The following is a 26,412-nucleotide window of genomic DNA, read 5'->3' as shown; positions in this document are numbered from 1 at the left end:
CTACGATTGGTTTTTTGACGTAGACGATATCTTTTCCCAACGTGGACGAAACGCATTTTGCAGCATCTGTTGGTCCTTTAATGTGTTGGCGAGCACTTCACGCAGCATCTCGGGCAAGAAAAACGTAACCTCACTGCCGAGCAGCAAATCGGGAAACATGCGATTGTACATAAACATGTCGATCGTCCCGACTCGATACAGACGCTCACGATCAAGTGGTTGCCCGTTGACTTCAATCTGGATAATTTGCGGTTGGTCATCTTCACTGTAGCGGATGTGCAATCCGTCCACACACATCCAGCCTTCTATTTTGCCGCGAAAACCGTACCCTCGCAGCTCTCGATGAACCATTTCCGGTTGAATGGCTTGCTCCAGAACAGTGGTGAGCTGCGCGCCTGTAATCGTAACCGCGCAGGCATTGATCGGATGGGGCATACTGTGTAACAAATCGGCAAAAGACAAGCTGCCCCGTGGCAAATCAGCAAGCAACAGCCCTCCATTGGCCATGCCAATCTCAGCACCCGTCCATTTGCGAATACTTGCTGCAATGAAGGAACCATAGGCTGTCTCCTCCGTCCAGCCGATGTGCATGTCTTGCTCTAGTTGAACAATCGGCTGAAACAAACGATTCTCTGCCCATACTTTTTCACTCTCGATGAACTGGCTCAATGATTCGTCTGCCTGATACGGTTCTGTGTGAAAAAGCTCTGCGCGCACGTCTTTGATGCCATTATGAGTCCTATCCCAGACGAGCTCTACATGACCGACATACTCGCCAAATCGCCCCGCTTGTGTGATCAAGGTGCCTTCCAGGCGTTCTCCATGAGGCAGCGTCCGGTGAGAGTGTCCGCCCAAAATGATATCCAGCCCATCGACTTCCATTGCCAGCACACAATCTGTCTGATAGCCGAGATGCGAAAGCAAAATGACAACATCCACTGACGAGCGCAGCGCCGCAATCTGCTCACGCAAAATCGGGATCGGTTCCTTGATCTCCCATCCCATACTTTGATAGGAGGGGCCAAAGGGAATCGTCATTCCCAATATCGCCAGCCGCAGCTCGCCTACGGTATGAATGACGTATGGGACAGCCCAAGACGGGACAGAATTTGTTGTCGGTTCAAACAGATTGCCCGTAATGATCGTGAAGCGCGCATCTGTGTACAGTTCATTCAGCTTGTCTTTTGGGAGTGTGATGCCTTCGTTGTTTCCGATCGTCGCGTATTGAATCCCGCTTCTGTTCATGATCTCGACGTTTGTTTTCCCAAAACTCGCTTCTGAACGGATATCCATTCGATCCATATGGTCCCCAATATCGACCGTCAGCACATGCTCTCCCCTGCTCTCCCACTCTTCTCGGTGCATGCTCAGGCAGGTTGCAATTCGCGGCATCGTATCAAAATGGCTGTGCAAATCATTCGTGTGCAAAATATGTAAGGTACAGGTGTCAGCCACGACTTTCCCCTCCCTCTCGTCTCATTATCCAAAAATCGCTTCTCCGATCATTTGTATGGCAATTCCCAATATCAGAACACGCAAGAACAGCACGATGGTACGACCCTTCATTTTACTGGCAATAATCGCTCCGACCTTTCCACCCGCCCAAGCTCCTGGCGCGAGCATCGCTGCATACAGCCAATGTACGTTGTCGTGGAAGATATTCGTGATTGACCCAACCACCGCTGATAAAAAGATGACTAGCATGGACGTAGCCGTGGCAATGTGTGGCGGAAAGCGAAACAGAATCATCATGGCTGGAACCATCAGGATTCCGCCACCCACGCCAAATAGCGACGAGGTAATCCCTACAAAGAAGGCAATCGTAATTACGGACCATTTGCTATACCCGTACACATATTCATTTCCTTCGTTGTCGATGAAGTGGCGTTGGACTTCCCACTCGATGCTGCGTGGCTTGATTTTGTCTTTGACCATCAATACGACGAACATGCAGAGCTGAAACAAGCCAAACAGCAACGAAAATCCCTCTACTGCTAGTAATGTATTAAGATACACGCCCACAATAGCACCTGGTGCACTCCCGATAAAAAAGAGCAGGGCACTCTGCTTATCTACTTTGTTTTGCTTGAGATAAGAAAGAGAGGAAGAAAGGGCGGTTACTGCGATCACGATCAGCGAAGTCGCCGCTGCTACTTGCGGGTTCATCGATCCAGGCATGTACCAGTTCGCAAAATACAGCAGAGCGGGCACGAAAAAAATCCCACCACCCAGACCCGCGATACTGCCAATGACGCCAGCCACGACTCCGATGATGACAAACAAGATGGCAATTGCTACAAGCATGAACTCCCCTTCTTTCTTGCTACGTGGAGAACAGGTCCATCTGACGAGGATTCAGACCAGTAGGTGCAAGGCCAAGCATCTCCGAAAACTGCTTCGCATTTGCTGCTGCATCTCCTCCAGAGTTATTGTTGAACAAAATGCAGACTTCATCCGTTTCCCGTTCGAGCAGTCTGATGTGTTCAACCCACTCTGCAAGCTCTGTCTCATTGTATCGATATAAATAACGGACATCCCGCCAATTTTGTCCCTCTCCGGGATCTCTCCAGCCCGCTTTGTTTCGCCCATGAAAGCGGACCAACGCCAAGGATGGCTTCGTTACGGCAGGAACAATCGGGACCGAGCCTTTTCCGACTTGTGGTTCATCACATACGACATGTGTCGCTTCGATCTTGTGCAAGAAATCCAGCGTTCGCTCCGAATACCGTGATTCAAACCAGCTTTGATGGCGAAACTCCACCGCAAACGGATACGCCTGCATGGCTTGGCGACAAGCCGTCACATACTGGACATGCTCTCGGGTACAATCGAACCACGGCGGAAACTGAAACAGCAACGCTTTGAGCTTGTCAGCCTCCACGACCGGCTGAATGCTCTCTTCGAACTGACGAAACAACTCTCGTCTGCTTCCCGAAGCGTCCCCCCTTTGATGCCCCGTCATCCCTTGATGAGGCTTGACGATAAAACCAAATCGTTCAGGTGTATCCTTCACCCACGATTCGTAATTTCGCTGTGGTAAAATAGCGTAAAAAGAACTATCCACCTCTACAATTGGAAAGTGGCTGGCATATACGGACAGCTTGTCTCGATTGCGTACACCTTGTACGTACAATTCGTGCTGATCGCCCCAGCCGCAAACTCCCACTTGTATCGTAGTCATCGAATACTAACCTCCAAATCATGGCCGAATAGAGAAGAAGGATGGAAGCCGAATGAAAAATCATGCTTGGATGGGTGAACCCTTTGCGATTAAGGATAACAAAATATTCCTGACGAAAAAAGTAGCGAAACGCCTCCTGGCCGAAGCACAAGAGGCGTTTCCTTATGAGTATTCTGCTTTGCTCGCAGGTCGTGGAGCAACAATTACGGCCTGTGTGCCGATGCCCGTCTCATCCGACAAGCACGTGTTCGCTTGGAATGGGCAAACGTTTCTTCAAGCCTTGCAGCATATCCGCAAGCACAATCTTCAATGGTTGGGGGTCTTGCATACACACCCTCATACGCCGCCAATCCCTTCTGGACACGACATAGCTGGCTGGCATTATCCCACGCTCAGCTATTGGATTGTGGGACTCGCATCCGCACAACCAGAATGGTGCGTCTATCAATGGGTACAGGATGGAAATAAAGGCTCATTTAAAGCACGCGACTACACACTGACAGAAGTGGCTTGTGACGATGAGGAAACCGCTGGTTCTTCGGCTCCAAAAAACTCTTGATACAAAGCAATCACAGCACGATCTGCCTCTTCGGCTTTTACCCCGAACATCATGCTTACTTCCGATGACCCCTGATTGATCATTTCTAGATTGATTTTCGCAGCAGCCAACGCAGCAGTGGCTCTCGCTGTTGTCCCCACAGACTGGCGCATACCCTCCCCGACAATCATGACGAGTGCAAGACTATGCTGAACAGCGACATCATCAGCGAACAGCTCTTGGCGGATGCGTTCCACAATCCGCTGCTCCTTCTCTTCCGTGAGATCACGCTCTCGCAGAATGACAGAAATGTTATCAATTCCAGATGGAGTATGCTCGTACGAAAGCTCTTCCTCTTCCAGAATTTGCAGCAGCTTGCGGCCAAAACCAATTTCGCGATTCATCAAATACTTGCTGACGTAAATGCTGCAAAAGCCGCCGTCGCTTGCAATACCCGACACTCTGTTTGTAGCAGAACCTCTCTCGGCCACAATCATCGTACCAGGCGCAGACGGATTGTTCGTATTCTTGATGCATACGGGTATATCTGCTTGATACGCGGGAATCAACGCTTCCTCATGGAACACACTAAAACCGGAATAGGACAGCTCCCTCATTTCTCGGTACGTAATCTCTGTCACCTTTTTCGGATCGGCAATCAGATTCGGATTGACCACATACACAGAATCGACATCGGTAAAATTCTCGTAGACCTCTGCCTGAACCGCCGCACCCAAAATCGATCCCGTAATATCCGAGCCACCGCGCGAAAAAGTAACCAGATCACCAGCACGCGAATAGCCGAAGAAACCAGGAAAAATGACAATTCCCTCCCGTTCTCGCAATGTCGCCAATTTGGCATACGCTTCAGGGAGGATATGAGCATTACTTGCTTCATCCGTAACCAGCATTCCTGCATCCTTTGGATTGATGTAGGTTGCCACCTCGCCCAAGCTCTGCAAATAACGAGCGACAACTTTGGCGCATGTATCCTCTCCCGCAGCTTTGACCGCATCCATGAATCTTTCCTTGGACAAGCTCGCCTTGTTTGCGAGAACCTCCCCGAGCTCCGCTTCAATCGTTTGACCAATCTCGGCAGAAAGCCCGAGACCTGCCACAATTTCCTGATAGCGCAAGAATATTGCTTGTTTCGCTTCCTCTGTAGGCTCCCCAGCTAAAAATCGCTCAGCATATGCGATCAGCAAATCAGTAACCTTCGTGTCTTCCTTGTGCCGTTTCCCAGGTGCCGATACAACAATGAATCGTCTGTCCCGATCCGCCAAAACAATTTGGCATACTTTTTTTATTTGCTCGGCATTCGCCAGTGATGTTCCCCCAAATTTTGCTACCTTCATGATCGATTCCTCCATCTAACTCTCACGTCTTCTGCTTTTACTAGCTTAATTTATCCACACAAAAAGAACAAGTGTCTTTTCCACGAAGACACACAGAATAATCATCAAAATTTGTCGCATAGTAACGGGGAGTACATTATCATGTACAGCTACCTAGCAGGAAAGTCTCTGGTAACGAGGTGAACGAATGAAAAAGCACATCCTCTTTTTCCCACTTTTGCTTGCTGTCATTCTTGCTCCTTCTTTCAGCGAGACAGCCAATGCCATCCGGGAAAAAAATCGTGAGTATTACGAAACAAGAGGAGTTATCGTTTGGGAAGTGCCGACAGAGAGCAAGGTGATTGCCCTTACCTTTGACGATGGTCCTGATCAGGTATACACTCCTCAGATCGCAGCGCTGCTGAAGCAATATCAAGCGAAATCTACCTTTTTTGTCGTAGGCAATCGTGTGAGCCAGTACCCGGGAATCGTCAAATCTCTCGTGAATGATCAACATGAGATTGCCAATCACACTTTCAGTCATCCAGATATTCGAAAGCTGTCAGGGAATCGACTGTTAGAAGAGGTGCAAAAAACGCAGGAGACGATTTATTCGGCAACAGGGATTCGTCCCACCCTCTTTCGTCCTCCGGGAGGATATTATGACGAGAAAGTCGTCGATACAGCGAAGCAAGCCGGTTTTCTCGTGGTCATGTGGTCGTGGCATCAAGACACACGTGATTGGAGCGATCCCGGTGTAAAAAAAATCGTCAACAAGGTTTTGAACAACGCTCGTAATGGAGACATCGTGCTATTTCACGATTACGGAGGCAATCGCAGACAGACTGTACGAGCTCTCGAGCAAATATTGCCTGAACTGAAAAATAGAGGGTATAAATTCGTAACGGTCAGCGAATTGTTGAGAGGATATGGACGTGCGAAGCAGGTAGACTATCCTTGATTTTCTTCCATTGAAAAAGTGCCCCTCGTATAAAGGGGCACTTCTCCTCTGATTGATTTAATTATTTGTTTTCGTTCTCCAAAATAGAATCCGTCTCTACCTGAACTTTTACGGGTACAGGCTGTTGCTGTGTGGGTACGGTACCACCCTTTTGCATAAAGTCCGAGATCATCTTATTCATATCCAAACCGGACACGTCTTTTAACATCTCAGGCAGCTGGGCCATCAGCTTCGTAACATTCCCGCTCAGACGGTTAACGCCATCTCCCTGACCGCCTCCTGCATCCACGATCGTTACCTTGTCGATTGCCTTCATTGGCTCGGCAACTTTCTCAGCCAGCTCAGGGAGCATTTTCGCAATAATATCGAGCACAGCCGCATGACCGAATTTTTCAAATGCTTCAGCCAGCTTCTCTTTCCCTTCTGCCTCGGCTTCGAGCTTGAGGCGTGTGACTTCTGCCTCAGCGCTACCACGAGCTTTTTCGGCTTCGGCAATCGCCAAACCTTCCAGACGCTTCTGCTCGGCATTTGCTTTTGCTTCCGCTTCAATGCGGTACTTGATCGCGTCTGCTTCTCTCAGCTTCTTCGCTTTTTCTGCTTCTGCCGCCTGTTCCACAGAGTAGCGGTCGGCGTCGGCCTTTTTCTTCACTTCCGCATCATACTGCTTTTCGCGGCGAAGAATTTCTTTTTCCTCTAGCTCGATTTCCTTCTGCTTGCGAACGAGATCGACCTTCATCTCTTCTTCTGTAACCTGCTGCTTGGCGACAGCTTCTTGCAGTTTGTAGGCTTGGTCTGCGCTCGCCTTCGCTTTGTCCTGCTCTTGCTTAAACGCCGCTACCTTCAGTTCTTTTTCCTTTTCTGCTTCGGCAATGTTCGTTTCCTTCAGCAGCTCTGCCTTGCGTGCCTCTTCCTCTGCCTGCGCCTGCTTGATCCGCGCTTCTTTGTCCGCATCAGCCTGCGAGATAGTCGCATCGCGCTTCACTGCAGCGATTTGCGGGATTCCAAGGGCAGCTAGATAGCCGTTTTTGTCCCGGACATCCTTGATCGTGAAGCTGACAACGGACAACCCCATTTTCTTCAAATCCTTTGTCGCTACCGCTTGCACCTCTTGTGCGAATCGCTCACGGTTCTTGTAAATTTCCTCTACCGTCATACTGCCGAGGATTGCCCGCAAATAGCCTTCGAGTACTTCCTGTGCTTCTCCGCGCAGTGCCTCGTCACTCTTGCCCATAAATTGCTCAGATGCGGTCGCGATATCTTCAATTGAACCGCCTACCTTGATGATCGCTACGCCATCTGCCATGACAGGAACACCCTGCTCGGTATATACCTCTGGCGTCGATACGTCCAACTTGTGAGACAGAAGACTCAGAAAGTTTGCTTGTTGAAAAATAGGGAGGATAAATGCGCCGCCTCCGCGGACGATCTTCATTTTGCGTCCAGATTCGTCACTGAGTACGTTTTTCGAGCCAAGATAGCTACCCGTCACGATCATGGCTTCATCTGCACCTACTGTTTTGTAACGGGCCCAAAAGGCAATGCCCAAAACGAGAAAGACTGCGACGACAATACCTACTATCGTCAAAATGCCGGGATCTAACATCATTTCTCATCTCCTTCGCCAGATTCAGTGTAAAAGGGGATCACATACAAGACATGGTCACGCACCTCGACCACGACGACACGGGTTCCTTGCGGGATAATCCCTCCCTCAAGACTCGCCGCCATATGGTAAGTGGTTCCACTAATCATTGGCAGCAGCACTTCTCCCAGTCCTTCTGCAGGGATCGTCGTCCCGACTTCCCCCAGCTTTCCTCCTAGTTGACTCATGGAATAGCTCGTGGAATTTTCCGCATGGCTCATCGGCTTTACCCACAGGAAGTACGAGACAAGAGCCAAAGCGATGCCAATAACAGCAGCTAGCATCAACACGACAAGCGCACCAAGCGAAGTGTAACGAGATAGCAAATACCCCGCTCCGCCAAAGGCAGTCATGCCGCTGACCAACAAAATGGGCTGTGCAAAAGGCAGATGCAGATGTCCCAGCCAATCCGAGAGCGTATCGCCAAACAACAGCGAGATGACCGTGTAGATTAGACCAAGTACAAGGCAGACCATGTAGACGGTTTCAAGTACGCCCACGACTGTCCCCCCTTTCTAAAATTGCCTCTATAGTGCATACGAGTGAGATGGGAATTAGTTTCATAAATAAGGAAATAATCCCTTTTCTTATCGCTTTTTCTGCTGAAGGACTCTTTGGATGCGGCGAATTCCTTCTTCGATATTCGCCGGGCACTCCCACGAATAGGTCAGTCGCAGCCAGCCCGCTTCCGCTCCATAGACGCTGCCAGGAGTAAATACGACACCTTCTCTAATCGCATCATCCAGCAATTCCTTTTCGTCCCTGGGAGCAAGCAACCGACACCAAATATGATAGCTGCCACCTGGCTCATTCCATACGGCGTAATCGGAGAGATGATTGTGCATTGCGCGTACCATCGTTTGTTGCTGCTCCAATAAGTAACGAGACATTCGCTCCCGCTGATTGTTCCAGCTATCTCGTTCAACAAATTGCCGGGCGAATTGCTGGGAGACGCTGCTCGTTCCAAAGTCCATCTGCTGCTTGGCATCGGCTAGTCTTTCTACGACTGATCTTGGTCCTACCAGCCAGCCAATCCGCAAGCCTGGCGCAATCGTTTTCGAAAGGCTCCCGACATACAGAACAGCACCTGTCTTGTCGATGGCTTTGATCGGCTTGGGAGGTCTAGGGCTTCCAGCCAGTGTCAATGCACCGTAAGTGTCGTCCTCCACAAGTGGCAAGCGTAGCTCCTGGCAAATATCGAGCAACTGGGCTCGTCGTGCCTCGCTTAAAATCGTCCCGGTTGGATTATGATAGGTCGGGTTCGCGAAAACCATGCGAATGCGATGGTCCCGCTGCAAGGCGTAGACAGCCTCGGGTACAATACCATCCTCATCCATCGGCAAGCGAAATAAACGCAGGCCAGCTGAACTGAATAAGGGAAGAGAATACGAATAAGAGGGTCCCTCCATTGCGATTGCATCTCCAGGATTCAAGAGACATAGTGTAATGAGATGCAGTGCCTGCTGCGCTCCTGACGTCACCAAAATTTCGTCTGGAGAAGCGTGAATGCCGTAGTTTTCGTGCAAATGCACAGCTAGTGCCTCACGCAGACGCGGCTCCCCCTTTGGATGCGCGTAGCCCAGCTCAAGCTTGATCTCGTTCTCTTCCCCCGGTGTCGTTGGGATCAATGACGGGATCATCGTCGTTGCCAATTCTGCCTTTGCCAGATTAATGATCGAGGAATCGAAGCACGCATCCTGAATTCGTTTCGCGAGTGGATAGGCTGGCAAGAAGGCACCGCCATTCGTGTAGGTATACCAGTTTGGCATCTGTTTGACGCCCCACAGATCACGACTGACCCACGTACCGCTCCCTTGCCACGATTGTAAAATACCTTTTGCGCGCAATTCTTCATACGCTGCCGATACCGTCCCACGATTGACACCAAAGCGCCGTGCCAACACTCTTTCCGGCGGCAGAGATGTACCTGGGGGCAGCACTCCCAGCACAATCTGTCGTTCCAGCTCTTTGGCGATTTGCATATAGATCGGAACTCCCGCGTCTTTGTCCGGCTTCCATTCCATCCGATCCGTCCTCCACACTTGCTGTTTTCCTCACTTTCGACAAATTGGCTTACTGCTCCTGCTACCAATTGGCTCTACCTTTCATGATCGTTCGCCTCTAAGATGGAACAACAGAAACTTTTCGTCGATAAAGGATGGGATTCGGATGAGCGCACAGCTTCCTATCGAGAAGCAGGACGTACAAAAAGAGCAGTCATTCACTCTCGAGCAGCTGCATACAGAGAAAATGGGCTTGCTGTATGGCTTCATCGGGGTGCTTAGCTTCAGCTTGACCTTGCCTGTAACGAAGGTGGTTGTTACCGTGCTCTCTCCCCTCTCGGCAGGGTTGGGACGAGCGTTGATCGCAGCAGTACTGGCTGCTTTGGTGCTCCTAATCAAACGCGTACCGTTTCCTACCTGGCACGAGACCAAGAAACTGTTGCTCGTATCTGCTGGCGTAGTAGCGGGCTTCCCGTTTTTCTCGTCGTGGGCCATTGAGAGAGTTCCTGCTACCCACGGCGCAGTCATCATTGCACTATTGCCATTGGCTACGGCAGGCGCAGCGATATTTTTTTCAGGAGAGCGCCCCACCCGTAAGTATTGGATTTCTAGTGCGATCGCTTGTGTAACGATTATCGCCTACGCGATCAGTTCTGGCTTTTGTGCCCTCCAATGGGCGGATCTCGCCTTGCTCGGAGCGGTTATCAGTGCGGCGATCGGATACGCAGTTGGCGGTGAGCTCTCCAAGACGATGGGTGGTTGGCAGGTCATCAGTTGGTCATTGATCTTTGCCTTTCCTTTTCTCGTCGTTCCGCTGGCGGGTCCTCTGCTCACTGAATTAAAACAAGCCACTTGGCCTGTCTGGATCGGTTTTGGTTATATTAGCGTAATCAGTATGTTTCTCGGTTTTTTCGCCTGGTATCACGGCCTAGCTATCGGTGGCGTCTCCAAGGTCAGTCAAATTCAATACCTTCAACCCTTTTTATCGATCATCGCCGCTTGGCTGCTCCTGTCCGAGCCATTGACACTTGGTGCTGTTCTCTCAGCTGTCATTGTCGTGTTGGCTGTCGCAAAAGGAAGAACAGCTTCCGTTCAGCAAAAAGCGTAAGTAAAAAACACCGCTCCTCTTCACTAGGAAAAGGGCGGTGTCTCTTTTTTTATTCTGCTTGGCTCAGCATATTTCCCAAGTACATCGGTTGATAAGTGGGATCGGATAAGACTTGCTTGACTTGATCCGGGCGTGTTTTGTGGTCGTTCGGCAGTTGTTTCCACTCTTCTAGCGTGACCCAGCCAGCCCATTCGATTTCTTCATCGACGATACCACCTGGCGTAGGGGTTGTCTCTTCACCAACGAGCTTCGCCAGAACTCCCACTCCGACCGTATGCTTGCCGTTTCCTTCCTGATCGATCCGATCGTCTATCCAGATCAATCGCTCCATTTCCACGAGGAGTCCGGTCTCTTCCATCACTTCTCTTCTCGCCGCATCTGGAATCGCTTCTAAATATTCTACGATTCCCCCTGGCAGGTTGTAAAAGATGCCTCGTTGTGTCTGCTCACGGATGAGGAGGACTTTCCCTTCGTGTTCCACTACTACGGTGACTCTCAAGCGAATCGCTGACATTTCGCTCGCTCCCTTCTCAGATGGCAGGCGTACGCGTAACATTCAGGGAATCGACACCGGAGTGCGCTAACCATTCCTGTAATGCCATAAGTCCATATTGTTCCAAAAACTTTGCTTCAGAATCCGCGATTGCATGAAGCATCATGAACCTGATTACGTCCTTGCCGTTTGTATAATATTCAAGTCCAGCCTCTTCATAATAGGCAGGGGTCAGTACCATATGATTCAAAACCGATTTTTCCACGATTGTATCCCCGAGCGAAAAGATGCTCCCAGACTCCATGCGGGTCGTTTGACTCTCCCACTGACGAATTACCTGGGCCGCTACTCTTGCCAAATGCGTAATCATTCTTTGCTCAAACTGATAGGAATAGACGAGGTACTCCGTTGCCACCATCTTGTGCAACTCAAGCGTGGCATAGGTCCACCATCCTCGCTTGCGTGTAGCCGGATAGACGGCAATCAGGATATCCGCATACTCGGATTGATACAGCTCGCCTTGACTCCCAAAAAAGCGGTGGCAATGATCCATTAATTGCTTTACCACTATCATATGTGCAACCCCGCTCCAAAAAGTATGAAAACCTCTACGGCTGCCTGCTCATAGGAGAGCAATTGCATCTTTGTGAAATGGTTGTGCTCGCCCGAAAAAAGCATGCCAGGATTCGTAGGCATACTTCGTTGATGTTGGACAGCGTTATCTTGTATATACGAACATTTTATCATTGTGTGGAGTGAATGTACATGTTTCAACACGCATAAAAAAGCCCATACGATTCGATTATTGTTACCTTTTTCCATCCCCTCTCGTCTTGTTAATAGAAATTCCACTTTTTGGGAGGGATCAGGCACTTATGAAAAACAAGACAGCTTGTCTCGTCCTTTCTATTAGTCAAAGCGTATACGCCATTTTCTTATTGGCTTGGGTAATTTCTGTTTTATTTACCATTGTGCTTCTACCTGAAGATGAATATGATACTGGAGCGCCGGAGGTGTTCTATACGATCCTATCGTATCCGCTTGTACTACTTGCCTCAGTGATGGGCAGTTGGTACTACTATCACAAGTTGAAATTCAAAACGAGTTACGTACTCAACGCCATTCCTTTACTTTGGGTCATTCCGATGGCGGTATTTATGATCTTATTATGGGAATTTAGTTTGTCCTCGTAAAAACAGCCCTCCGGCGAATTATTGCCAGAGGGCTGATGCGTTTCTCCTAAAAAAGCAGGAGCACAAAAAAATACGTGTCTGAACGAATCAGACACGTATTTTCACGTTACAAAAACGATTATCCGATAGAGCCTTCCATCTCGAACTTAATTGTTTTTACGTTAAATACCTGTAAACACACATTAAAAAACCTTGATAAATCGGGCTTTTCTCTCCCTAAGCATCAATTACCGTTAATATCTTGTAGTACGAATGTGGGCAAATAATGGGCAAGTTATGGGCACATACACGGGCAACATCCACGGCCGTAAAAGGACTAGCTTGCGCTGCGTTCCTCAGTGAATTCGATGGGTACACAGTCAGTACCTTCTCTCAGCTCCGGCATTTATGTGTCGGGGCTTTTTACATCGGCCAAAAATCATCATGCTTCTTATCTCTATCATATTCACGCACAACACCAAGTATTTTCTTTTTTGTTGTGTTGCCCGGGTTGTAGTGCGGATCAGAACAAACTCGGGTAGCAGTGTCCTCACTTATATGCGTTTGTTCAACTAACCACCTCTGTGTTTTCCCTTTAGCATCCAGCCACTCACCCACTAGTGAGCGCGGTTTCCCTAAACCAAACATACCGATCACCTCAGTAGGCAGTTTGGACAAACCTTCTGAATATTAGTCCACACATCCGCAATTTTTGCGGAATATTGGACAAACCGTTGTGCATCACTTAGTAGCACAGCAGCACACAACGCTGCACAACACAACGGGAGGGATGTCCATGGCAACTGAAAGAAAGCCAGTATGTTTTAACCTTAACGATCCAGTCGAGCGAGAAATGTTTGAGCTGGCAAAGAGTATGAACTTTAGCGGATGGGTGAAAGAGAACTTGAAACCTCTTGCCCTGGATCGGATCGCCGTACGGGTTAAAAAAGGCGTAGGCACTCCAGTGCCTGTTCGAAAGGTGGCGAATATCGATGGGACGAAAGCGTAGATACTACCGCGAGGAACGGAGACGGCCTGAATACCTGGAGGCGGATGATTGGGATGACGACGAGGAAGACGATCCGGGCGACATCGATCGATCAGTCAGGAAAACGTCCTGGGGGCTTCTGGCCGTATTATCATTCGGCGTGCTCCTCTCCATTGCTCAAGCCTTGGACGTCCCAACTGGGCCAGCCGTATCGGGCGACTCCTATCGAGTCGTTTCGGTCAGTCGTGGACGTCTTCAAGCCGAAGAGATAGGCACAGGGCGGGTAGTAAACTTAGACGATCAGAACCTTGTCAGAGCTGCTCTTGATGGGACTATAAAGCGCGGTGATGTCATCCATCGGTAATGGCGATATGCAGCTCTACATATCCTCTGCTGCTTGCGTGGGGCACTCTCAGTGTGCAGTGTGCGGAATGATGTTTAATTTTCGGGCGATTTGGAATTGAGAACAGGAGGGAGACGCGTGGATATCGGGGAAACGCATGTGGAGCTGCCGCGAGTGTCATCGACTCATTCGCGGATAATGTACGGGAATCTCATTCAAATTGCTGACAACTTGGACTTTAGAAACCCCATATTTTTTGGGCGAGCGAAACGTAATAGGTCGCTTGGAAGTGCCCAGGCATTTGTGGTTGAGCTTGCCCTTGCTGACCAGGTGTTTCGGGAGAAACTGAAACGGTACATGATCGCCAGTGGAAAGCACTTCATATACACTTCTGATTACATGGACAGGTACTAATAAAACAACCCGTCTCCTTAAAACTGGGACGGGTTTTCTATTGCTTGTTTTAGCGCATGAAAAGTATGCCTCAAGGCACGGTTTCCTAAATTTCGAATAGGCCAAAGTCGATTGAACGTAGATTCAACAAGGCATTTCACTGTACTAATACCGACTCTTTTGAGTGAGTTTGCAGCTCGCGTAGAAAGTGGACTAGGATTATGTATAAAAATCGCCTCAATAGGCTGTTCTAAAAAAAGCATGTCGTCCTTGATTAATTTGATAATTGGTTCATCGGGTGAAGCGGCAGCAATATGATACAGGCTCTCTTTCTTGCGGGCATCCTCAATCAATTTTAGTGTTTCTACAGGCTGATCTCGCAGTATAGCCCAGGTGTCATCAATTGGTGTTGCTACGATTTTTCCGCTTTTACATAGTTCTCTGATCATTGTATTACTAAGCTCCCACAATTCGGATGCTTCGTTAACACCCATAATCGCAACAAACAATTTATTCACTTACTAGCCCCGCCCTTATGAAGATTTTGCCAATAATCATATCATAGAGAAAAAATAATCTATACTTGAATTTTCGTAATACTATCCATAGGTATCCACTGGCTATCTTCATCGGTCACAAGCTTAATTCTCCTGCCGTTCTGGTCAATCCACTTGACCACGCCCCACATCGTACATGTGGTTCCCAGCGTGCCTTTTACGGGTTTCCACCAAGAAACTGTGACAGGATAATCTTCCCGAGCTGCATCTCTCAAGACGTACTGGAACGATTCCATCTCATCTTGTTCAAGGATCGGCATGGATACGAGCTTGTCGTCTTCCTTCATTGAAAGATACAATTCGCGCTGTTCGGGAAGCACAAAACGCATTGAAAATGGATTTTCTAGTTTAGAAGCCATAGGAACCACTCCCACAATTAAATAAGAACACTTGTTCTGTATTATATTCGAGCAACATGCGAACGTGCAAATACTTATTCTGTAAAACTCAGACGAGTGGTACAATGTGGAAAAAAAGGACGGCGATCACGGATGAAATTCGGGATGAGGAAACCAAGCCTAAAAAAGAGAATAGCGGCACGGACCAGTCTGAAACGCCAGGTCGTCCAACGCGCAGGAGTGAAAATGCCCCAGGGATGGGGATGGATCCGCGATCCGAAAAAGTATGCATATAACAAGGCATACCAGAAAACGACATTCGACGTGTTCGCTTGGTTAAAAAAGCTGTTTAAATAGAAAAAGCCCTCCTCGGATCAGTCCAAAGGAAGGCTGCTTAATTACTGTTACTTATTGAATTTTTCTCTGAGCTGTTTGTAAATTTCATTATTCGGATCGCTACTCGGTGCCATTATGACCTTACCCTCTGCAAAAACGACCAATTGTTCTGTCTCGCTTCCGTCTCCCTTTTTACCGCGTAAGAGAACAATAACACCTTTTTCTTGCGCCACAGCATCCACTACTTCTGGTTCACTGATGACGTTTGATTTATCACTTTGCATGTTCATTGCCAAAGTCATAATCGGTTGAGCCTCTGGAAGTACGTTGTTTTGTATGAACGTCTTCTTTGCTTCTTCATCGTTCCCTTGAAGCATTACATTAACGTACTCGACTGCCAGTTTCTTTTCGGTGTCATGTGTACCCCCACCACAACCAGATAGCAGGAGGAGCGACGCTACACATGCAATTAGAAATTTTTTCACGAATGTTATCCTTCTTCCTTTTTTTCACAATAATACCACATAACAAAACATAAAAAAGCCCTCCCCCGTTTATCCGGAAGGAGGGCTGTTGCATTTAAAACGCTGCTAGAAGTATCTCAAGAGCCTGCTGGATCGCATGGGTTTGTTCATCTGTCAGTAACCCGTAGCCTGCTCCAACAATCGCAAGAACGCCACCGACGATCATCAAAATTCCCTGTTTCTTTTTGTTTGTTTGATCCATGAAACTCATCCTCTCAGTATTACTGTATTTGTACTTCCATCCCACTCAACCTGCAGACAAAGCGCGGCAGCCAGCTCACGAGCTGCTGCGTAAGATGCTCCTGCTTCGATAGTCACTGTCAACTGCTTGCCGTTGACTGTCACGGCCTTGTTGTCTGGGCACCATCCTGGTGTGACACCTACGGCCTCTGCTACCACTCGTACAGGCAGGGTAGAAACGCCGTCTTTGAGGTAGCCTTGGACTGGCAGCAGTGTTCCATTGATCTCGACGGACACTATATCCACAGGGCTATCAACAGGTTTTTTCTCCGGTTGTGAACAATCCTTCGCATAGAAATCATCGACGTACTTAACCGGATGAACGTGGTTTCCAAAGCCAAAACTCGGACCATTCTTCCGAACCTCAAAATGCAGGTGTTGTCCTGTAGATTTTCCTGTGTTACCTTGCCGTCCGATTACCTGACCACGATCAACGAACTGTCCAACTGAGACACAGTAATCTCTGAGGTGTGCGTACATATGTAGATGATTGTCATTGTCTTTAATGATTACCGTGTTTCCAAAACCGCCGACTCCAGTACCCGTTTGCCCCATGTTTGCATAAACAACAGTCCCTGCAACGAAAGCTTGAATATTCGCGTATGCTGGCTTTACAAGGTCAATTCCTGTGTGGAATTCTTGTTTTCCATTAAGAGGACTCTTTCTTGGACCGTAAGGGCTGGTGACACGATACTCTTTCATCAATGGAATCATAATCACTTGTACTCCTTTCGTGCAGCTCGCTCTGCTTTGGCTTTGATTTCAGATCCAACCAGCTTCTCAATAGATTTTGGCATCGGCCAGTTTGCTCGATGTGCGTTTGCAGTCAGGCTCGTCCAGGTGTGGTAAATCAGTCCGAATGTCACGCCGTAGAACAAGAAGCCTGGCGTTCCCATAACCTTATCCAGTAGGTTTGCTACTGCCGGCAGTGCAAGCAGAAATAGCGTCCGTGGGATTCGAGACAACCCATACTCGGACGAATACGTTTGGTCTTTTTTAGCTGCGGCAATCCCTGTCACCCAATCAAGGCCATTCATGACAAGAAGAACAACCAGGATGTCGGTACGACCAGTTCCATAGAAGTAATGAAATGCTGGTGCCAAAAAAGCTCCCATTGTTGCAGCTATGCCGTTTGCTGGAGTTACTACGTTATCTAGGCTTTGAATAAACCTCATCTGTCCATCCTCCTCACCCCCTAGGGGCAAAAGTAAAAGGAGCCGCCTATGCAGCTCCCCATGAAAAAACGCCCTCTCCATTTTGGAAAAGGCGCTCTATGCGCTTTTTTGTGGTTGTGTCATGATCTCCGTTTTTTCTGATTCCGTGATGTAGGTCTTGGCAACCGCTGTCGTCAATTCAGGTTCTCCCCAAGCGCCATGTTCCCATCTCATTTTGCAGTACGAATAGAGTTTGCTAGTCATTAGAATATCCTCCTTATTTGAGTAATAGCGCGTCAAGTGCATCCTGAGTTATTTTTAATTGTTCTTCCAGTTGTAAAATCTTTTTCGCCTGTTGTTCCTGCAATGTTAGTGGCCTATCTTGATATTCAAACCAAGTTTCTCCAGTAGTAGGATTCACAAACAATACAGGTACCTTTGTTTCGTCTGATAGACTAGGCGTTGGTAACGATTCAACCAATATCCCCTCTGCCCTCAATTCCTGTTCATTTTTCCCCAGTCCATCCTTTTCGTCAAAAGGTGCATAATGCGTGAATCCTACCGCGAATTTTGTTTCATTGACCTTCACAAAACTTCCAAGAAAAATCATTGTTCCAATCCCCCTTTTATTAAATCAGTAAGTATCCGGACGTTTCCCCAATCTTTCTCCCGCAATCGATCCAAAAGTAGTATTTTTTTGACTTGTTATGTGCAACACGGTTTACGTATCTAGCCTCGTAAGCAGCCATGTTTGACACAACCGTGATTTCCGTAATCCCCGTTGGAGTGGTTTGGGTGTTATCTAGCCTCATACACTTCAAATAAAATGATCCGGTGGTATTTAGATCGGTAAACAATAGGTTGTTATCTCCGTCAATCCCATTGATATATGTGATTTGTGACGCACCGGGGATGGTGTAACTATAAACCTTACTAAACGTATTCACATCCACCTTATGGATGGTTGATGATTGACGTATAAATATGGCACTTCCAGCGAAAACAACTTGAATTGCTCCGGCCCCAATAAGTGTAGACAATTCGGTTTGGGCAATGACCGCCCCTGTTGATTTATTTAGTCGATTAAGCTTCCAGTTTCCATCCACGAAAATCACATTGCCGCTTGAATCATACCCTGCTGATCCGGGAACTATGCCACCTGAAAGCGATCCATTTGTCCAATATTTGCTGCCAAAGCCATTAAACATGCCCAACCCTCGATCTGGTACGGCGATATCTCCTGATAGGTATATCAAAATCCTATTATCCGGAAGCACAGCCATACCATTAATGTAATCCGAATAGTATCCGGGTTTGTATTGTGAACCGTTTGGCGAATTCATGATCGGTTTATAGGAAATGGTGCTTCTGAAACTGTTCCAACCAACAAAAGTGCCATCTGAGAGCACGCCGCCATAATACGTTTGTCCTGCTGATGATCCATCTGGAAGCGTATATTTTGATGCCCACAACCGTTTTCCGTCTATTAAGCTGTACCTTTCGAGTGTGTCACCGTTGGTCATGTATGCATAATCCGCCCCTGTGTCCACCCATATTTCTTGAATACCTATCCTCAAGTCAAGTGGTTCAACCTTTGAAGGAGGGATGATTTGCCCTTTTCGGTACCCACTACCTAATACTTTGTGGTCAGACAAAACTTGTGTAATGTCCACAATTTTACCTCCTTATTAAATGACACTGGTAACGTCACCATCTGTATCGTAAGAGAGCTTCCATACTTTTGTTTCCGCTACCGTTGTACCGTCAGCTTTGTAGTAGGTCCAAGTGTCGGTCAGATAATTCCCATTAACGTCAGGGCTAGATAAAATGGAACGGAGAAACAAGGTATTATCTGATTCACGTCTGTATTCTACATGTGCAAACTTGCCATTTGCATCCTTGCCGCTCTTTGTGATTTTCAGCCTTGCGAGTTGATCCGCCACCAACTTACTGTTGGCATCGCGGGTAGGGATTTGATTTGCTCCAGCACCTACAGATTTACCGCCTAGTGTAGTTGCATCACCCGTGATGCTAAAAGCTCCTTTACCAGATCCGTCAAGGCGAGGAATCTTGTTTGCTCCACTCGTGGCCACGTCTGACTGCTTTACGAATTGCGTACTATCGATTACGCTGCGCCGATCCGTCGAAGTAATTACATTCGTCGCATTTGTGGAGAAGTACCACAACAGGCATTTTGCTTGAGCTGCAGCCTGGTCTGTCGAGCCTTTCACCTTCCCATCTATATCCAGATAGATGTATTGTCCTTGATTTGCATTCAGCTGAATATTGCCAGCGGCCGCGTCAAATTTGATACCTGACACGTAAGCAGATCCCGCTGTGTAGGAAGCAGTTAGTCCGCTATGTGTGAAAGATAATCCGGTGAGTACGCCACTCCCGATCACGCTTTTTGCTAGACTATCAACTTGCCCCTGCAGCTTTGCCAACTGCTCCTGGTTCACCAAACCAGAAGGCGTGATAGTCGCGTTGATTGAACTCGCATTCCCGACAATCACGATAATGTCAAACTGATTGTTTACAATCGTCGCCCCGCCCTCGGGAGGTAAATAGTCGGCAGCTGATGCCGTAGAAATGGCGTACAAGATCTCTCCAAGGTCAGGATCCTGGGCAAACAGCCCGATCTCTCTTACATAAAAGCCCTGCGTGATTCCTTGGTTCGTAATGTTTGTCCGTATGCGGCAAAGTCCTCCGCTCTCTGCTTCCACACTGTTGATAGCCAAAGTCTTTAGGGGATTGATCAGGTCATTCAAATTCTCCAAAGACTGCCCTTGCCCGAGCTGCCCGTCCCCTATCTTTGCTTTGGTGAACGTGAGCGTTGCCCCTGCTTCTGCTTTTGCCTGTAAGTCGCGCCCTTTTTTTGTCAAAATCATTCCTGTGTATTGGGCCACTTTATTTCACCTCCGGGTAAATTGTAGTTCTTGCCTCGGTTGAGAGTACGCCACCAAATGAATGTGTCGCCCTCAGATCCGGCATTTCAAACGCCACAGGGTAAATTTCTGTTTTGTGATATTCCGCAATAGCGCCGCCGTAAAATTGTCCAGCGTTGATCGTCCGTTTCACAGTTACGTTTTCTAGCCAAGCGCTGCGCCTCTTTGTGGCGTTGATGAGACGGACCAAGCGTGCCAAATCAGCGTTGGCTGCGAGAGTCTGTTCTGTCTCTACACGGAAATAACCTGGTTGACCACCATATTCAAACCACTCGGCTACTTTTGCCCCAGGAAACACGATCGACACCACTTGCTCCACGGCCCAGGGTGTCCCTTTACGTCGATGCCACAGGGACGCTTCACGCACTAGCTGTCTTTTCTGCTCAAGAGGCAAATCGGGTTCATAGAAATCAACATGAGCCTGCCAAGCTAGTAAATCAACAACTTCTTCTGGCTGTTCATCAAGTGTAGCCAGGAATGTAATCAAAGGAATTTGGGCTGAAATCTCCTGAAATGCTGGAGTCAATGCTTCGGCCAACGCTCTCGCATCTGAATCCTGTTTGAGGCTTTCAGGTAGGAGGTCAACAAGCGATACCGTGTAGATATCAGTCATCTTCAAGCCCTCCGTAATCGATCGCCACGGTATTTTCAACAGCAACCTGGTAGGGAGAAAGGGCTTTATAGGCTGGCAGCGTCACGGCCACCCTTTTCGCTCCGGCATTTTTTATCCGCGCAATCAATTCGGACGGATCAACGGAGCGTCCAAGCTTTGATTTTTGCCACTGCTTGTAATCGCTGAGTGCCTGCTGAACATTCGCCTGGATACTGGCTGCGGTGCTACTATTTCCCGTACTGATCCAGTAGGTCAAAGAAATGTCGTAGGACACAATCTCAGGGGCAAGCACTTGAACGTGGTCCGTAAGAGGACGTATTTTCCGGTCATTGCAAACACCATCAACCAGATCCAATATTTCCTGTCCAGGGACTCCTCCATCCTTTAGAAGTGGGCGGATCTCCACGACGCAAGGTGAAGGCGAGTCAACTGAAACATCAACAATTAATGGGCTGGCAGTTCGTGCCCAGTAACGGTATGCGCCATCTGGACCTGCAACCGAAAATCGTTCTGGAGCCTGGCGGATCCGATCAGCATAAGCGTCGTCTTCCTCCTCATCAGAGCCGCCTTCGCTCGTTGTCACGTTCTGGATTGATTGAACCCATCTAATGGGCTTAACCAACTGATTAATCTGTCCAGGTAGATAACCGTTCCCCTGCGAACCGGCAATTGTGCAAATCGCTTCAACATCGACTTGTGTTAGCCCAGCAGGGACAACGACCTGTTCAGTAGTGGCAAAGAAAACGTCGTCGCCAGCTGTACCCATGGTCCCTGCTGGGATTATTTCGTTTTTCTCCAGAGCCACAGAAAGTACAAAACGTAATGTTGTTACAGATGCCGTTGCTGGGAGTCTGGATGTATCGGTAGAAACGCCCTGATGATCGAGGAAATCACCGTTTGCATATGCAAGCAAATTCTGTTTGGCACTGTAGTTAATGTTGGACCTTTGTTGAACGGCCAGCAAAACAATCGATTGAATGAATTTCCGTCGTGGGTCGGCATCTGCTAGCTTAATATCAGTGAGTCCTTCATAGTTGGCAACGGCTTCCGCCTCGATCTCTTGAGCGGACTTCTTCGCAAACTCCACATCAGGAAGATTAAACCTCGTCATCAATTCTCACCCCCACTACTGGTTTTAGGGCTCCGTTTTGTGGATCCCCTCTCATGTCAATTCTCACCACCGTGGCACGTGGTTCAAACTCTTGAATGGCTGCCGTCATCCGGGCAATGTTTTTCGCACTTTGCATCTGGATCGGAGAATCTATGTCAGGATCCCATGCGAACGATCTATGCATAGGACACGAAAAAATAGCAGTGGACAAAATAAAAGCAACGTTCTGTAGAATCGCGTCTACTCCCGTTGCCCCGAAATTAATTCTTAAGCTGCCTGGCGTTACTTCGTAAACCAAGGCTTTCACCTCCTCATGTACTCCTCTATGGAAACATTTGCCTCCCCAGTGAGTAGCCTGCCTTGTCCGTCTAATACCTTCCAATTTTGCGTAACGGACTTAATGGTCCACTGATCCATCCCGAGAGGTGTGCCCCCAATGATCAGAGTCTCTGCTTTACCGGATCGACACCACTCCAGGAGACGGTCCATTTCTGCTTTCGGGTTCATCCCATGCTTCACATCGAACCGCATTGTAAAACTGATCTCATCCAATGACGGGCCCAGGAATTCGGATCTTGGTTTTTGACCAAAACGTTCATGTGCAACCCAACGACCAGATGCGGAACGCGTAAAATCAAAGAACGTCCGCATTTGCTCGTAAGAGACTTCGAAAATGATCTCGCCAAAACTTCCGAGCTGCCCCATCCTACGCACCTCCCTGCGGCGGATCGTCTATGGTGTGGTAGGAGCCTAAGACAAAACCGTCTGTTCCAGTAGCAGGAAATAGGCAGACAACCAGCTCCTTGGGCTTTACAGGCCACGCTTTTTTCATAACAGGCAGCTCTTTTGAAACGGTATTGGTCCGATTCGGAAAGGCAACCCTTGCAGAACCTGCAGCAGCGTTGACAGATGAGACAATTCCCACTTGTATCTCAATCCCCATTAGTACCCCTCCAGACAACGCCGTAGCTCCAAGCTAGTTTCATATCCGCTCTGTTGGCTATGAACGGCCTGCGTAACGATATACTTTCCGTCAAAAGCTCCAAACCTTTTTAGATTTACCGTGACACCTGCAACCATACGAGGATCCCCGACCATCGTAATCGTCACTTGTGTGGCCTCTTTATTTGCCTCTCGCAACTTCTTTTTGGCTAGAAGCTGCGCTTCTGCAATGGAAGAAACTCTTTCGTTGACGTTCAACGTTCGCCCTACTTTCGGGGCTTTTGCTGGGGTAAACGTAGCTGATATCGCCTTTTCGTCTTTTCCAGCAAAATAAGTCACTCTGCAAGCTTTGTATGTGCCAATGGACGTTGTTCTCCCCCTGAAAGATTTGAGCTCCGAAACCTTCCTCTCAAGAGTGGCAATGGGTGCTGCGTTCTCGTACTTCGCCTCATCGAATATCACCAGTTGTGTTCCGGCTACCTTTAAGCACAAACCCGCATCATTGCACAAGCGCATCAGAAACCCGATATCAGTCTCGTCAGTTTGTTCAATTCGGTCGTATTTCGGATTTTCTGGCGAGTCATACAAGAGCTTGAGTCCGGCTCCTTTTGCTTTCTCAGCAGCGATCACGGACAACTTTGTCTCTTCCCATGCTTTGTTTTTCTTCTCGCCTCTCAACGACGAGGATTCAGGCACGGAAATAGCTTTGATAGAAACAACCGATGGTGGGTAGCTCACCTCGATCTCATCGATTTCAAAGAAGCCCAGAGGCAGTTTTTCTATTTTCCCATCTAGATCCCAATTCTCTCGAAAAAGAGTGGCCTGCAAGGATGCGGATAAATCCGGGATCCAGCTGCCACTCCATCGTTGCTCGCTATCTTCTACTGTAAGCTGCAGATCGTCCGCCTGGCCGCTCAAGTTGTCTGTATAGCTCCAACTCAATAGGTGGGGCTTTAAATCAGTGGACAGGTCTGTCTTATTGTAAAAAACCTGTAATCTCGCATTGCGTGCTTTTGTCATGTCCCGCCCTCTCGCTTCCATGGTGGCAGATTATCCGGTGTCTGGGACAAGTCCACATCTGGGATCAACAGTTGAACGTTGGCAGTAAAAATGACCGTTTCTCTGTGGGCAGGATTCGCGTCTATCAGATCGGTCAGATAGTATTCACTGCCCAGTTGTTTAAACGCGATCAAGTCCCATGTATCTCCTTGGGTCGTCATATAAATTCTAGGCACCGAAAGACACCCTTTCATTCTGACGACGAACAGAACGCAGCTGATCCACCAACGTTCGATTGTTCTCTTCCAGAATCGGCCTGATGGCGTTCGAATCTCCGCCATTAATTTGAGGTGCATAGTTCAAATGAATAACCATTCCCCCACCACCTGTAAGACCCATCGACTTCCCTGCTTGCTTCCACAGGGAAACAGAACGTGGCGATCGATTCAGAGGGATAACTGCCTCCGGCCCAGCCTCTGCTACCATACCAATATGGGGCCTCGTTAAAATACCACCCTTGGCGTACGCTGGAATCTTTTCACCCATGTTTCTAGCTGCCTTGTTCTCCTGGATCTTGCGTGCCTGTATGGAGTAGTCGAGCTGAAATTCTTGAATCTGCGGAATGGAAGTGCCCGTTAAATTATTGATTCCATCGCTAATCCGGTTGACTGATTGAATAACGCCGTTGGCCATGCTTTTGAAGTAGTTGCTAATATTTATCCCGATGTCCATGGCACCCTGCTTCAATCTGTCCCAGTTGTTGTATAGGTTGATACCCGCTGAAATCAAAGCGCCAAAAGGACCAACCGCAAGCGCAAGAAGTGGATTTTTCTTCAACGTCTCCCACAATTGCATAGTTTTCGCCTTCACAGTGTCCCAGTTGTTGTACAAGTAAATACCTGCAGCCACCAATAGGCCAATCCCCGTAATAATGAGACCAATGGGATTCATCATCATAGTGAGATTTAGCAACCGTTGTGCAATGGTCATTCTACCCGTTGCTGTTGTGGCGATCGTCTGCGCTGCAGCTTGTCGGATAAAGATACCCGATAATCCATTACCGATTAGAGCAGTCTGGGCCCATGCCATTCGTAAGGCTAACCAAGCAATACGGCCTCCGATTAATGCACTGGTTGCCCCAACAATGACGGATGTTAATTGAGGGTGGGCCTGTGCGAATGTGCCGACCCAAGCTGCTCCACTTGCCACGCTCTGAATCATAGGAGCGAGCACTGGTAAAAACTGATTTCCAACCACTGCAGCAGTATCCTGTATCTGTCTCCCGAGTTGTGTCCAGGAAGGTGCCCCGTTCCTCGCTGCTGTAGACGCTTCAACTATTTTTTGTGTGGTTCCGTCCATGCCTTGCCCTGCATTCTCCATGATCTTCATGTTCAAGATGACTTTTTCCGTAAGGTCTTCCCATTGTGTACCGAACAAAGCGACACCAATTTGATTCCGTTTCACCGGATCTTCAATCTTTTTAAGTGCGTCAATTGTTTTGTTCCAGGCATTTACTCCGGAAGCCCCTCCACTGGCGATATCTTTTCCCATCTTTGCACTGTTCAGCCCCAGGGACTTGAAAGCATCTTCTGTAGACTTGCTACCATCTTTTGCGCGGATATTAAATTCTTTAGCAGCATCTGCAACTTTATCTAAGTTGAAAGCACCCGCTCTTTTTCCAGCCTCCAGGACACCATAAAATTGCTTGGCGGAATAACCCAAGGATTCAAACTGAGGCGAATACTCGTAAAGCGTGTCTATGAAGTCATCGGCATAATTCATTCCGTTCTGCAAGCCGTAAGTAATCATGTCCATGGCCTGTGTGTTGGACAAATTTTTGAAGTTGTTAGTTAGGTTGTACATTGACCTATTGATCTCCATGATCCCTGTTCCCCAATACTTCTCGGCGGAAAGGGCACCTTGCAAGATCGTTTGTTGTTGCTGAACAGTTTCGTTTTTTATGGTCTGCGACATGATTCCATATGCTTCTGTCGTAGCAGACATGCTTTCCCCTAATCCAGAGACGTATGCTCGACGTGTGATTTGAAAAGCCTGCTGTTGCTGCTGGGCAGTCAAAGCAGATTGCACTTGAATTCGACGCTGCGCTTCTTCATAGTCATTCGCTGCCATAACGGCACCAGCAATGGGAGCAGCCATAACGGCCGTCTCCCCTAATTTCCCAGCTGCATCGGTTCGATTGTCTATGTGTGTCTGCCTTCTGCTTTGTTGGTGTGACAATGCTTGGCGCGCCTGGTTTTGTCGCTCGATCGCTCTCGTTAGCCTTTCCTGGGCCGCTGTATACTGTTCGGTCGTAATGGCACCACTTCGATGCTCATTTTCCAGTCGTTTCAGCTCTCTTTTGAGCTCATCTGTTTCCTCAGAAAGACGTGCCATTTGGTAGGAGGCAGAAGAAAACGCCCCCCTGAACGACGTGGCAAGCTTCCCTGCAATGGCAAAGCTTATTTCGTGGATCCTACTAGCCATTTGCTCCTCCCTC

General features: G+C 48.2%; 35 protein-coding genes. 7 read left to right on the top strand and 28 right to left on the bottom strand.

The window, feature by feature from the left end; genetic code table 11:
• Genes HP399_RS06460 through HP399_RS06450 form a run of 3 tightly spaced genes read right to left on the bottom strand, consistent with a single transcriptional unit; the run spans position 1 to position 3,181 of the window.
• Complete coding sequence (locus tag HP399_RS06460; protein ID WP_173616528.1) at positions 1–1,455, bottom strand: bifunctional metallophosphatase/5'-nucleotidase; 1,455 nt, start codon at positions 1,453–1,455, stop codon at positions 1–3.
• A 24-nt stretch (positions 1,456–1,479) separates the two neighbouring features.
• Entirely contained in the window at positions 1,480–2,304 is an 825-nt protein-coding gene (locus HP399_RS06455) for a sulfite exporter TauE/SafE family protein (RefSeq protein WP_173616529.1), read from the bottom strand.
• 19 nt (positions 2,305–2,323) lie between these two features.
• On the bottom strand, positions 2,324–3,181 hold the full coding sequence (locus tag HP399_RS06450; RefSeq protein WP_173616530.1) for a DUF72 domain-containing protein: 858 nt from the start codon (positions 3,179–3,181) through the stop codon (positions 2,324–2,326).
• A gap of 52 nt (positions 3,182–3,233) precedes the next feature.
• Here HP399_RS06450 and HP399_RS06445 point away from each other — a divergent pair, with 52 nt between their 5' ends.
• Positions 3,234–3,740, top strand: coding sequence for a M67 family metallopeptidase (locus tag HP399_RS06445; RefSeq protein ID WP_173616531.1), 507 nt, complete (start codon positions 3,234–3,236; stop codon positions 3,738–3,740).
• Here the strand turns inward: HP399_RS06445 and HP399_RS06440 are convergent.
• Positions 3,671–5,074 (bottom strand): aspartate kinase, encoded by a 1,404-nt coding sequence (locus HP399_RS06440; protein WP_173616532.1) that lies wholly within the window; start codon positions 5,072–5,074, stop codon positions 3,671–3,673. The genes HP399_RS06445 and HP399_RS06440 overlap by 70 nt on opposite strands.
• A 187-nt stretch (positions 5,075–5,261) precedes the next feature.
• On the opposite strand from HP399_RS06440, the gene HP399_RS06435 reads away from it, so the two are divergent.
• The gene (locus tag HP399_RS06435) at positions 5,262–6,014 is read left to right on the top strand and encodes a polysaccharide deacetylase family protein (protein ID WP_173616533.1); all 753 of its coding nucleotides are present in this window, start codon (positions 5,262–5,264) and stop codon (positions 6,012–6,014) included.
• Between the two features lie 61 nt (positions 6,015–6,075).
• Here the strand turns inward: HP399_RS06435 and HP399_RS06430 are convergent, their stop codons facing one another.
• From HP399_RS06430 to HP399_RS06420, 3 genes are all read right to left on the bottom strand, one after another.
• Positions 6,076–7,617 (bottom strand): flotillin lipid rafts scaffold protein FloT, encoded by a 1,542-nt coding sequence (locus tag HP399_RS06430; RefSeq protein ID WP_173616984.1) that lies wholly within the window; start codon positions 7,615–7,617, stop codon positions 6,076–6,078.
• Positions 7,617–8,156 (bottom strand): NfeD family membrane protein, encoded by a 540-nt coding sequence (locus tag HP399_RS06425; protein ID WP_173616534.1) that lies wholly within the window; start codon positions 8,154–8,156, stop codon positions 7,617–7,619. The genes HP399_RS06430 and HP399_RS06425 overlap by 1 nt, the downstream gene beginning before the upstream one ends.
• A gap of 87 nt (positions 8,157–8,243) precedes the next feature.
• A complete protein-coding gene (locus HP399_RS06420) occupies positions 8,244–9,680 on the bottom strand; it encodes an aminotransferase-like domain-containing protein (protein ID WP_173616535.1) in 1,437 nt (478 codons plus the stop codon).
• Positions 9,681–9,825: 145 nt separating this feature from the next.
• Between HP399_RS06420 and HP399_RS06415 the strand changes: the two genes are divergently transcribed.
• Positions 9,826–10,767: a DMT family transporter gene (locus HP399_RS06415; protein WP_173616536.1), complete on the top strand. Its 942-nt coding sequence runs from the start codon at positions 9,826–9,828 to the stop codon at positions 10,765–10,767.
• Between the two features lie 49 nt (positions 10,768–10,816).
• On the opposite strand, the gene HP399_RS06410 is transcribed toward HP399_RS06415, so the two are convergent.
• Together HP399_RS06410 and HP399_RS06405 are read right to left on the bottom strand one after the other, a co-directional pair.
• Positions 10,817–11,281: an NUDIX domain-containing protein gene (locus HP399_RS06410; protein ID WP_228088463.1), complete on the bottom strand. Its 465-nt coding sequence runs from the start codon at positions 11,279–11,281 to the stop codon at positions 10,817–10,819.
• A 16-nt stretch (positions 11,282–11,297) separates the two neighbouring features.
• Positions 11,298–11,834, bottom strand: a complete 537-nt coding sequence (locus tag HP399_RS06405) for a suppressor of fused domain protein (RefSeq protein ID WP_173616538.1) — start codon at positions 11,832–11,834, stop codon at positions 11,298–11,300.
• Positions 11,835–12,135: 301 nt separating this feature from the next.
• Between HP399_RS06405 and HP399_RS06400 the strand changes: the two genes are divergently transcribed.
• The gene (locus HP399_RS06400) at positions 12,136–12,453 is read left to right on the top strand and encodes a hypothetical protein (protein WP_173616539.1); all 318 of its coding nucleotides are present in this window, start codon (positions 12,136–12,138) and stop codon (positions 12,451–12,453) included.
• Positions 12,454–12,855: 402 nt separating this feature from the next.
• On the opposite strand, the gene HP399_RS06395 is transcribed toward HP399_RS06400, so the two are convergent.
• The gene (locus HP399_RS06395; RefSeq protein ID WP_173616540.1) at positions 12,856–13,080 is read right to left on the bottom strand and encodes a transcriptional regulator; all 225 of its coding nucleotides are present in this window, start codon (positions 13,078–13,080) and stop codon (positions 12,856–12,858) included.
• Positions 13,081–13,228: 148 nt separating this feature from the next.
• On the opposite strand from HP399_RS06395, the gene HP399_RS06390 reads away from it, so the two are divergent.
• Both HP399_RS06390 and HP399_RS06385 read left to right on the top strand, forming a co-directional pair.
• Positions 13,229–13,441, top strand: coding sequence for a hypothetical protein (locus HP399_RS06390; protein ID WP_173616541.1), 213 nt, complete (start codon positions 13,229–13,231; stop codon positions 13,439–13,441).
• 53 nt (positions 13,442–13,494) lie between these two features.
• Positions 13,495–13,692 (top strand): hypothetical protein, encoded by a 198-nt coding sequence (locus HP399_RS06385; protein ID WP_173616542.1) that lies wholly within the window; start codon positions 13,495–13,497, stop codon positions 13,690–13,692.
• A gap of 502 nt (positions 13,693–14,194) precedes the next feature.
• Here the strand turns inward: HP399_RS06385 and HP399_RS06380 are convergent.
• Both HP399_RS06380 and HP399_RS06375 read right to left on the bottom strand, forming a co-directional pair.
• Positions 14,195–14,674 (bottom strand): DNA-directed RNA polymerase subunit alpha C-terminal domain-containing protein, encoded by a 480-nt coding sequence (locus HP399_RS06380; RefSeq protein ID WP_173616543.1) that lies wholly within the window; start codon positions 14,672–14,674, stop codon positions 14,195–14,197.
• A 59-nt stretch (positions 14,675–14,733) separates the two neighbouring features.
• Positions 14,734–15,072, bottom strand: coding sequence for a YolD-like family protein (locus tag HP399_RS06375; RefSeq protein ID WP_173616544.1), 339 nt, complete (start codon positions 15,070–15,072; stop codon positions 14,734–14,736).
• A 132-nt stretch (positions 15,073–15,204) separates the two neighbouring features.
• Here HP399_RS06375 and HP399_RS06370 point away from each other — a divergent pair, with 132 nt between their 5' ends.
• Complete coding sequence (locus HP399_RS06370) at positions 15,205–15,408, top strand: hypothetical protein (RefSeq protein ID WP_228088462.1); 204 nt, start codon at positions 15,205–15,207, stop codon at positions 15,406–15,408.
• A 47-nt stretch (positions 15,409–15,455) separates the two neighbouring features.
• On the opposite strand, the gene HP399_RS06365 is transcribed toward HP399_RS06370, so the two are convergent.
• From HP399_RS06365 to HP399_RS06285, 16 genes are all read right to left on the bottom strand, one after another.
• On the bottom strand, positions 15,456–15,872 hold the full coding sequence (locus HP399_RS06365) for a hypothetical protein (RefSeq protein WP_173616545.1): 417 nt from the start codon (positions 15,870–15,872) through the stop codon (positions 15,456–15,458).
• A gap of 94 nt (positions 15,873–15,966) precedes the next feature.
• Positions 15,967–16,113, bottom strand: a complete 147-nt coding sequence (locus HP399_RS06360; protein WP_173616546.1) for a hypothetical protein — start codon at positions 16,111–16,113, stop codon at positions 15,967–15,969.
• A 5-nt stretch (positions 16,114–16,118) separates the two neighbouring features.
• Positions 16,119–16,865 (bottom strand): peptidoglycan DD-metalloendopeptidase family protein, encoded by a 747-nt coding sequence (locus HP399_RS31085; RefSeq protein ID WP_304502540.1) that lies wholly within the window; start codon positions 16,863–16,865, stop codon positions 16,119–16,121.
• 2 nt (positions 16,866–16,867) lie between these two features.
• Positions 16,868–17,326: a phage holin family protein gene (locus HP399_RS06345; RefSeq protein WP_173616547.1), complete on the bottom strand. Its 459-nt coding sequence runs from the start codon at positions 17,324–17,326 to the stop codon at positions 16,868–16,870.
• Between the two features lie 96 nt (positions 17,327–17,422).
• Positions 17,423–17,569, bottom strand: a complete 147-nt coding sequence (locus tag HP399_RS06340) for a hypothetical protein (protein ID WP_173616548.1) — start codon at positions 17,567–17,569, stop codon at positions 17,423–17,425.
• Between the two features lie 13 nt (positions 17,570–17,582).
• On the bottom strand, positions 17,583–17,915 hold the full coding sequence (locus HP399_RS06335; RefSeq protein WP_173616549.1) for a hypothetical protein: 333 nt from the start codon (positions 17,913–17,915) through the stop codon (positions 17,583–17,585).
• Positions 17,916–17,934: 19 nt separating this feature from the next.
• Entirely contained in the window at positions 17,935–18,978 is a 1,044-nt protein-coding gene (locus tag HP399_RS06330) for a hypothetical protein (RefSeq protein ID WP_173616550.1), read from the bottom strand.
• A gap of 15 nt (positions 18,979–18,993) precedes the next feature.
• Positions 18,994–20,211 (bottom strand): phage tail-collar fiber domain-containing protein, encoded by a 1,218-nt coding sequence (locus tag HP399_RS06325; protein ID WP_173616551.1) that lies wholly within the window; start codon positions 20,209–20,211, stop codon positions 18,994–18,996.
• Between the two features lies 1 nt (position 20,212).
• Positions 20,213–20,863 carry a phage tail protein I gene (locus tag HP399_RS06320; protein WP_173616552.1) on the bottom strand — a complete coding sequence of 217 codons (651 nt, stop codon included), beginning with the start codon at positions 20,861–20,863 and terminating at the stop codon, positions 20,213–20,215.
• The gene (locus tag HP399_RS06315) at positions 20,856–21,974 is read right to left on the bottom strand and encodes a baseplate assembly protein (protein WP_173616553.1); all 1,119 of its coding nucleotides are present in this window, start codon (positions 21,972–21,974) and stop codon (positions 20,856–20,858) included. Before HP399_RS06315 ends, HP399_RS06320 begins: the two co-directional genes overlap by 8 nt.
• A complete protein-coding gene (locus tag HP399_RS06310; protein ID WP_173616554.1) occupies positions 21,961–22,272 on the bottom strand; it encodes a GPW/gp25 family protein in 312 nt (103 codons plus the stop codon). The genes HP399_RS06315 and HP399_RS06310 overlap by 14 nt, the downstream gene beginning before the upstream one ends.
• Positions 22,273–22,277: 5 nt before the next feature.
• Entirely contained in the window at positions 22,278–22,679 is a 402-nt protein-coding gene (locus HP399_RS06305) for a phage tail protein (RefSeq protein ID WP_173616555.1), read from the bottom strand.
• A 1-nt stretch (position 22,680) separates the two neighbouring features.
• Positions 22,681–22,917, bottom strand: coding sequence for a hypothetical protein (locus tag HP399_RS06300; RefSeq protein WP_173616556.1), 237 nt, complete (start codon positions 22,915–22,917; stop codon positions 22,681–22,683).
• Positions 22,917–23,936, bottom strand: a complete 1,020-nt coding sequence (locus HP399_RS06295) for a phage late control D family protein (RefSeq protein ID WP_173616557.1) — start codon at positions 23,934–23,936, stop codon at positions 22,917–22,919. The genes HP399_RS06300 and HP399_RS06295 overlap by 1 nt, the downstream gene beginning before the upstream one ends.
• Positions 23,933–24,151: a tail protein X gene (locus HP399_RS06290; RefSeq protein ID WP_228088461.1), complete on the bottom strand. Its 219-nt coding sequence runs from the start codon at positions 24,149–24,151 to the stop codon at positions 23,933–23,935. The genes HP399_RS06295 and HP399_RS06290 overlap by 4 nt, the downstream gene beginning before the upstream one ends.
• Positions 24,144–26,399: a phage tail tape measure protein gene (locus HP399_RS06285; protein ID WP_173616559.1), complete on the bottom strand. Its 2,256-nt coding sequence runs from the start codon at positions 26,397–26,399 to the stop codon at positions 24,144–24,146. Before HP399_RS06285 ends, HP399_RS06290 begins: the two co-directional genes overlap by 8 nt.
• Between the last annotated feature and the right edge of the window lie 13 nt (positions 26,400–26,412).

The organism is Brevibacillus sp. DP1.3A (genome assembly GCF_013284245.2).
Lineage (GTDB): Bacteria > Bacillota > Bacilli > Brevibacillales > Brevibacillaceae > Brevibacillus.
Note: the sequence above shows the minus strand (reverse complement) of the source record. Positions and strands in the feature narration are given on the sequence as shown.

What these genes read in the sequence shown, in the direction of transcription:
- HP399_RS06420 (WP_173616535.1), bottom strand. Translation starts at nt 9,680, where the DNA reads ATGGAATGGAAGCCGGACAAAGACGCGGGAGTTCCGATCTATATGCAA.
- HP399_RS06315 (WP_173616553.1), bottom strand. Translation starts at nt 21,974, where the DNA reads ATGACGAGGTTTAATCTTCCTGATGTGGAGTTTGCGAAGAAGTCCGCT.
- HP399_RS06435 (WP_173616533.1), top strand. Translation starts at nt 5,262, where the DNA reads ATGAAAAAGCACATCCTCTTTTTCCCACTTTTGCTTGCTGTCATTCTT.
- HP399_RS06445 (WP_173616531.1), top strand. Translation starts at nt 3,234, where the DNA reads ATGAAAAATCATGCTTGGATGGGTGAACCCTTTGCGATTAAGGATAAC.
- HP399_RS06285 (WP_173616559.1), bottom strand. Translation starts at nt 26,399, where the DNA reads ATGGCTAGTAGGATCCACGAAATAAGCTTTGCCATTGCAGGGAAGCTT.
- HP399_RS06340 (WP_173616548.1), bottom strand. Translation starts at nt 17,569, where the DNA reads ATGACTAGCAAACTCTATTCGTACTGCAAAATGAGATGGGAACATGGC.
- HP399_RS06300 (WP_173616556.1), bottom strand. Translation starts at nt 22,917, where the DNA reads ATGGGGATTGAGATACAAGTGGGAATTGTCTCATCTGTCAACGCTGCT.
- HP399_RS06335 (WP_173616549.1), bottom strand. Translation starts at nt 17,915, where the DNA reads ATGATTTTTCTTGGAAGTTTTGTGAAGGTCAATGAAACAAAATTCGCG.
- HP399_RS06450 (WP_173616530.1), bottom strand. Translation starts at nt 3,181, where the DNA reads ATGACTACGATACAAGTGGGAGTTTGCGGCTGGGGCGATCAGCACGAA.
- HP399_RS06375 (WP_173616544.1), bottom strand. Translation starts at nt 15,072, where the DNA reads ATGGCTTCTAAACTAGAAAATCCATTTTCAATGCGTTTTGTGCTTCCC.
- HP399_RS06440 (WP_173616532.1), bottom strand. Translation starts at nt 5,074, where the DNA reads ATGAAGGTAGCAAAATTTGGGGGAACATCACTGGCGAATGCCGAGCAA.
- HP399_RS06360 (WP_173616546.1), bottom strand. Translation starts at nt 16,113, where the DNA reads ATGGATCAAACAAACAAAAAGAAACAGGGAATTTTGATGATCGTCGGT.
- HP399_RS06410 (WP_228088463.1), bottom strand. Translation starts at nt 11,281, where the DNA reads ATGTCAGCGATTCGCTTGAGAGTCACCGTAGTAGTGGAACACGAAGGG.
- HP399_RS06395 (WP_173616540.1), bottom strand. Translation starts at nt 13,080, where the DNA reads ATGTTTGGTTTAGGGAAACCGCGCTCACTAGTGGGTGAGTGGCTGGAT.
- HP399_RS06455 (WP_173616529.1), bottom strand. Translation starts at nt 2,304, where the DNA reads ATGCTTGTAGCAATTGCCATCTTGTTTGTCATCATCGGAGTCGTGGCT.
- HP399_RS06370 (WP_228088462.1), top strand. Translation starts at nt 15,205, where the DNA reads ATGAAATTCGGGATGAGGAAACCAAGCCTAAAAAAGAGAATAGCGGCA.
- HP399_RS06345 (WP_173616547.1), bottom strand. Translation starts at nt 17,326, where the DNA reads ATGAGGTTTATTCAAAGCCTAGATAACGTAGTAACTCCAGCAAACGGC.
- HP399_RS06405 (WP_173616538.1), bottom strand. Translation starts at nt 11,834, where the DNA reads ATGATAGTGGTAAAGCAATTAATGGATCATTGCCACCGCTTTTTTGGG.
- HP399_RS31085 (WP_304502540.1), bottom strand. Translation starts at nt 16,865, where the DNA reads ATGATTCCATTGATGAAAGAGTATCGTGTCACCAGCCCTTACGGTCCA.
- HP399_RS06295 (WP_173616557.1), bottom strand. Translation starts at nt 23,936, where the DNA reads ATGACAAAAGCACGCAATGCGAGATTACAGGTTTTTTACAATAAGACA.
- HP399_RS06320 (WP_173616552.1), bottom strand. Translation starts at nt 20,863, where the DNA reads ATGACTGATATCTACACGGTATCGCTTGTTGACCTCCTACCTGAAAGC.
- HP399_RS06415 (WP_173616536.1), top strand. Translation starts at nt 9,826, where the DNA reads ATGAGCGCACAGCTTCCTATCGAGAAGCAGGACGTACAAAAAGAGCAG.
- HP399_RS06390 (WP_173616541.1), top strand. Translation starts at nt 13,229, where the DNA reads ATGGCAACTGAAAGAAAGCCAGTATGTTTTAACCTTAACGATCCAGTC.
- HP399_RS06305 (WP_173616555.1), bottom strand. Translation starts at nt 22,679, where the DNA reads ATGGGGCAGCTCGGAAGTTTTGGCGAGATCATTTTCGAAGTCTCTTAC.
- HP399_RS06430 (WP_173616984.1), bottom strand. Translation starts at nt 7,617, where the DNA reads ATGTTAGATCCCGGCATTTTGACGATAGTAGGTATTGTCGTCGCAGTC.
- HP399_RS06400 (WP_173616539.1), top strand. Translation starts at nt 12,136, where the DNA reads ATGAAAAACAAGACAGCTTGTCTCGTCCTTTCTATTAGTCAAAGCGTA.
- HP399_RS06385 (WP_173616542.1), top strand. Translation starts at nt 13,495, where the DNA reads ATGACGACGAGGAAGACGATCCGGGCGACATCGATCGATCAGTCAGGA.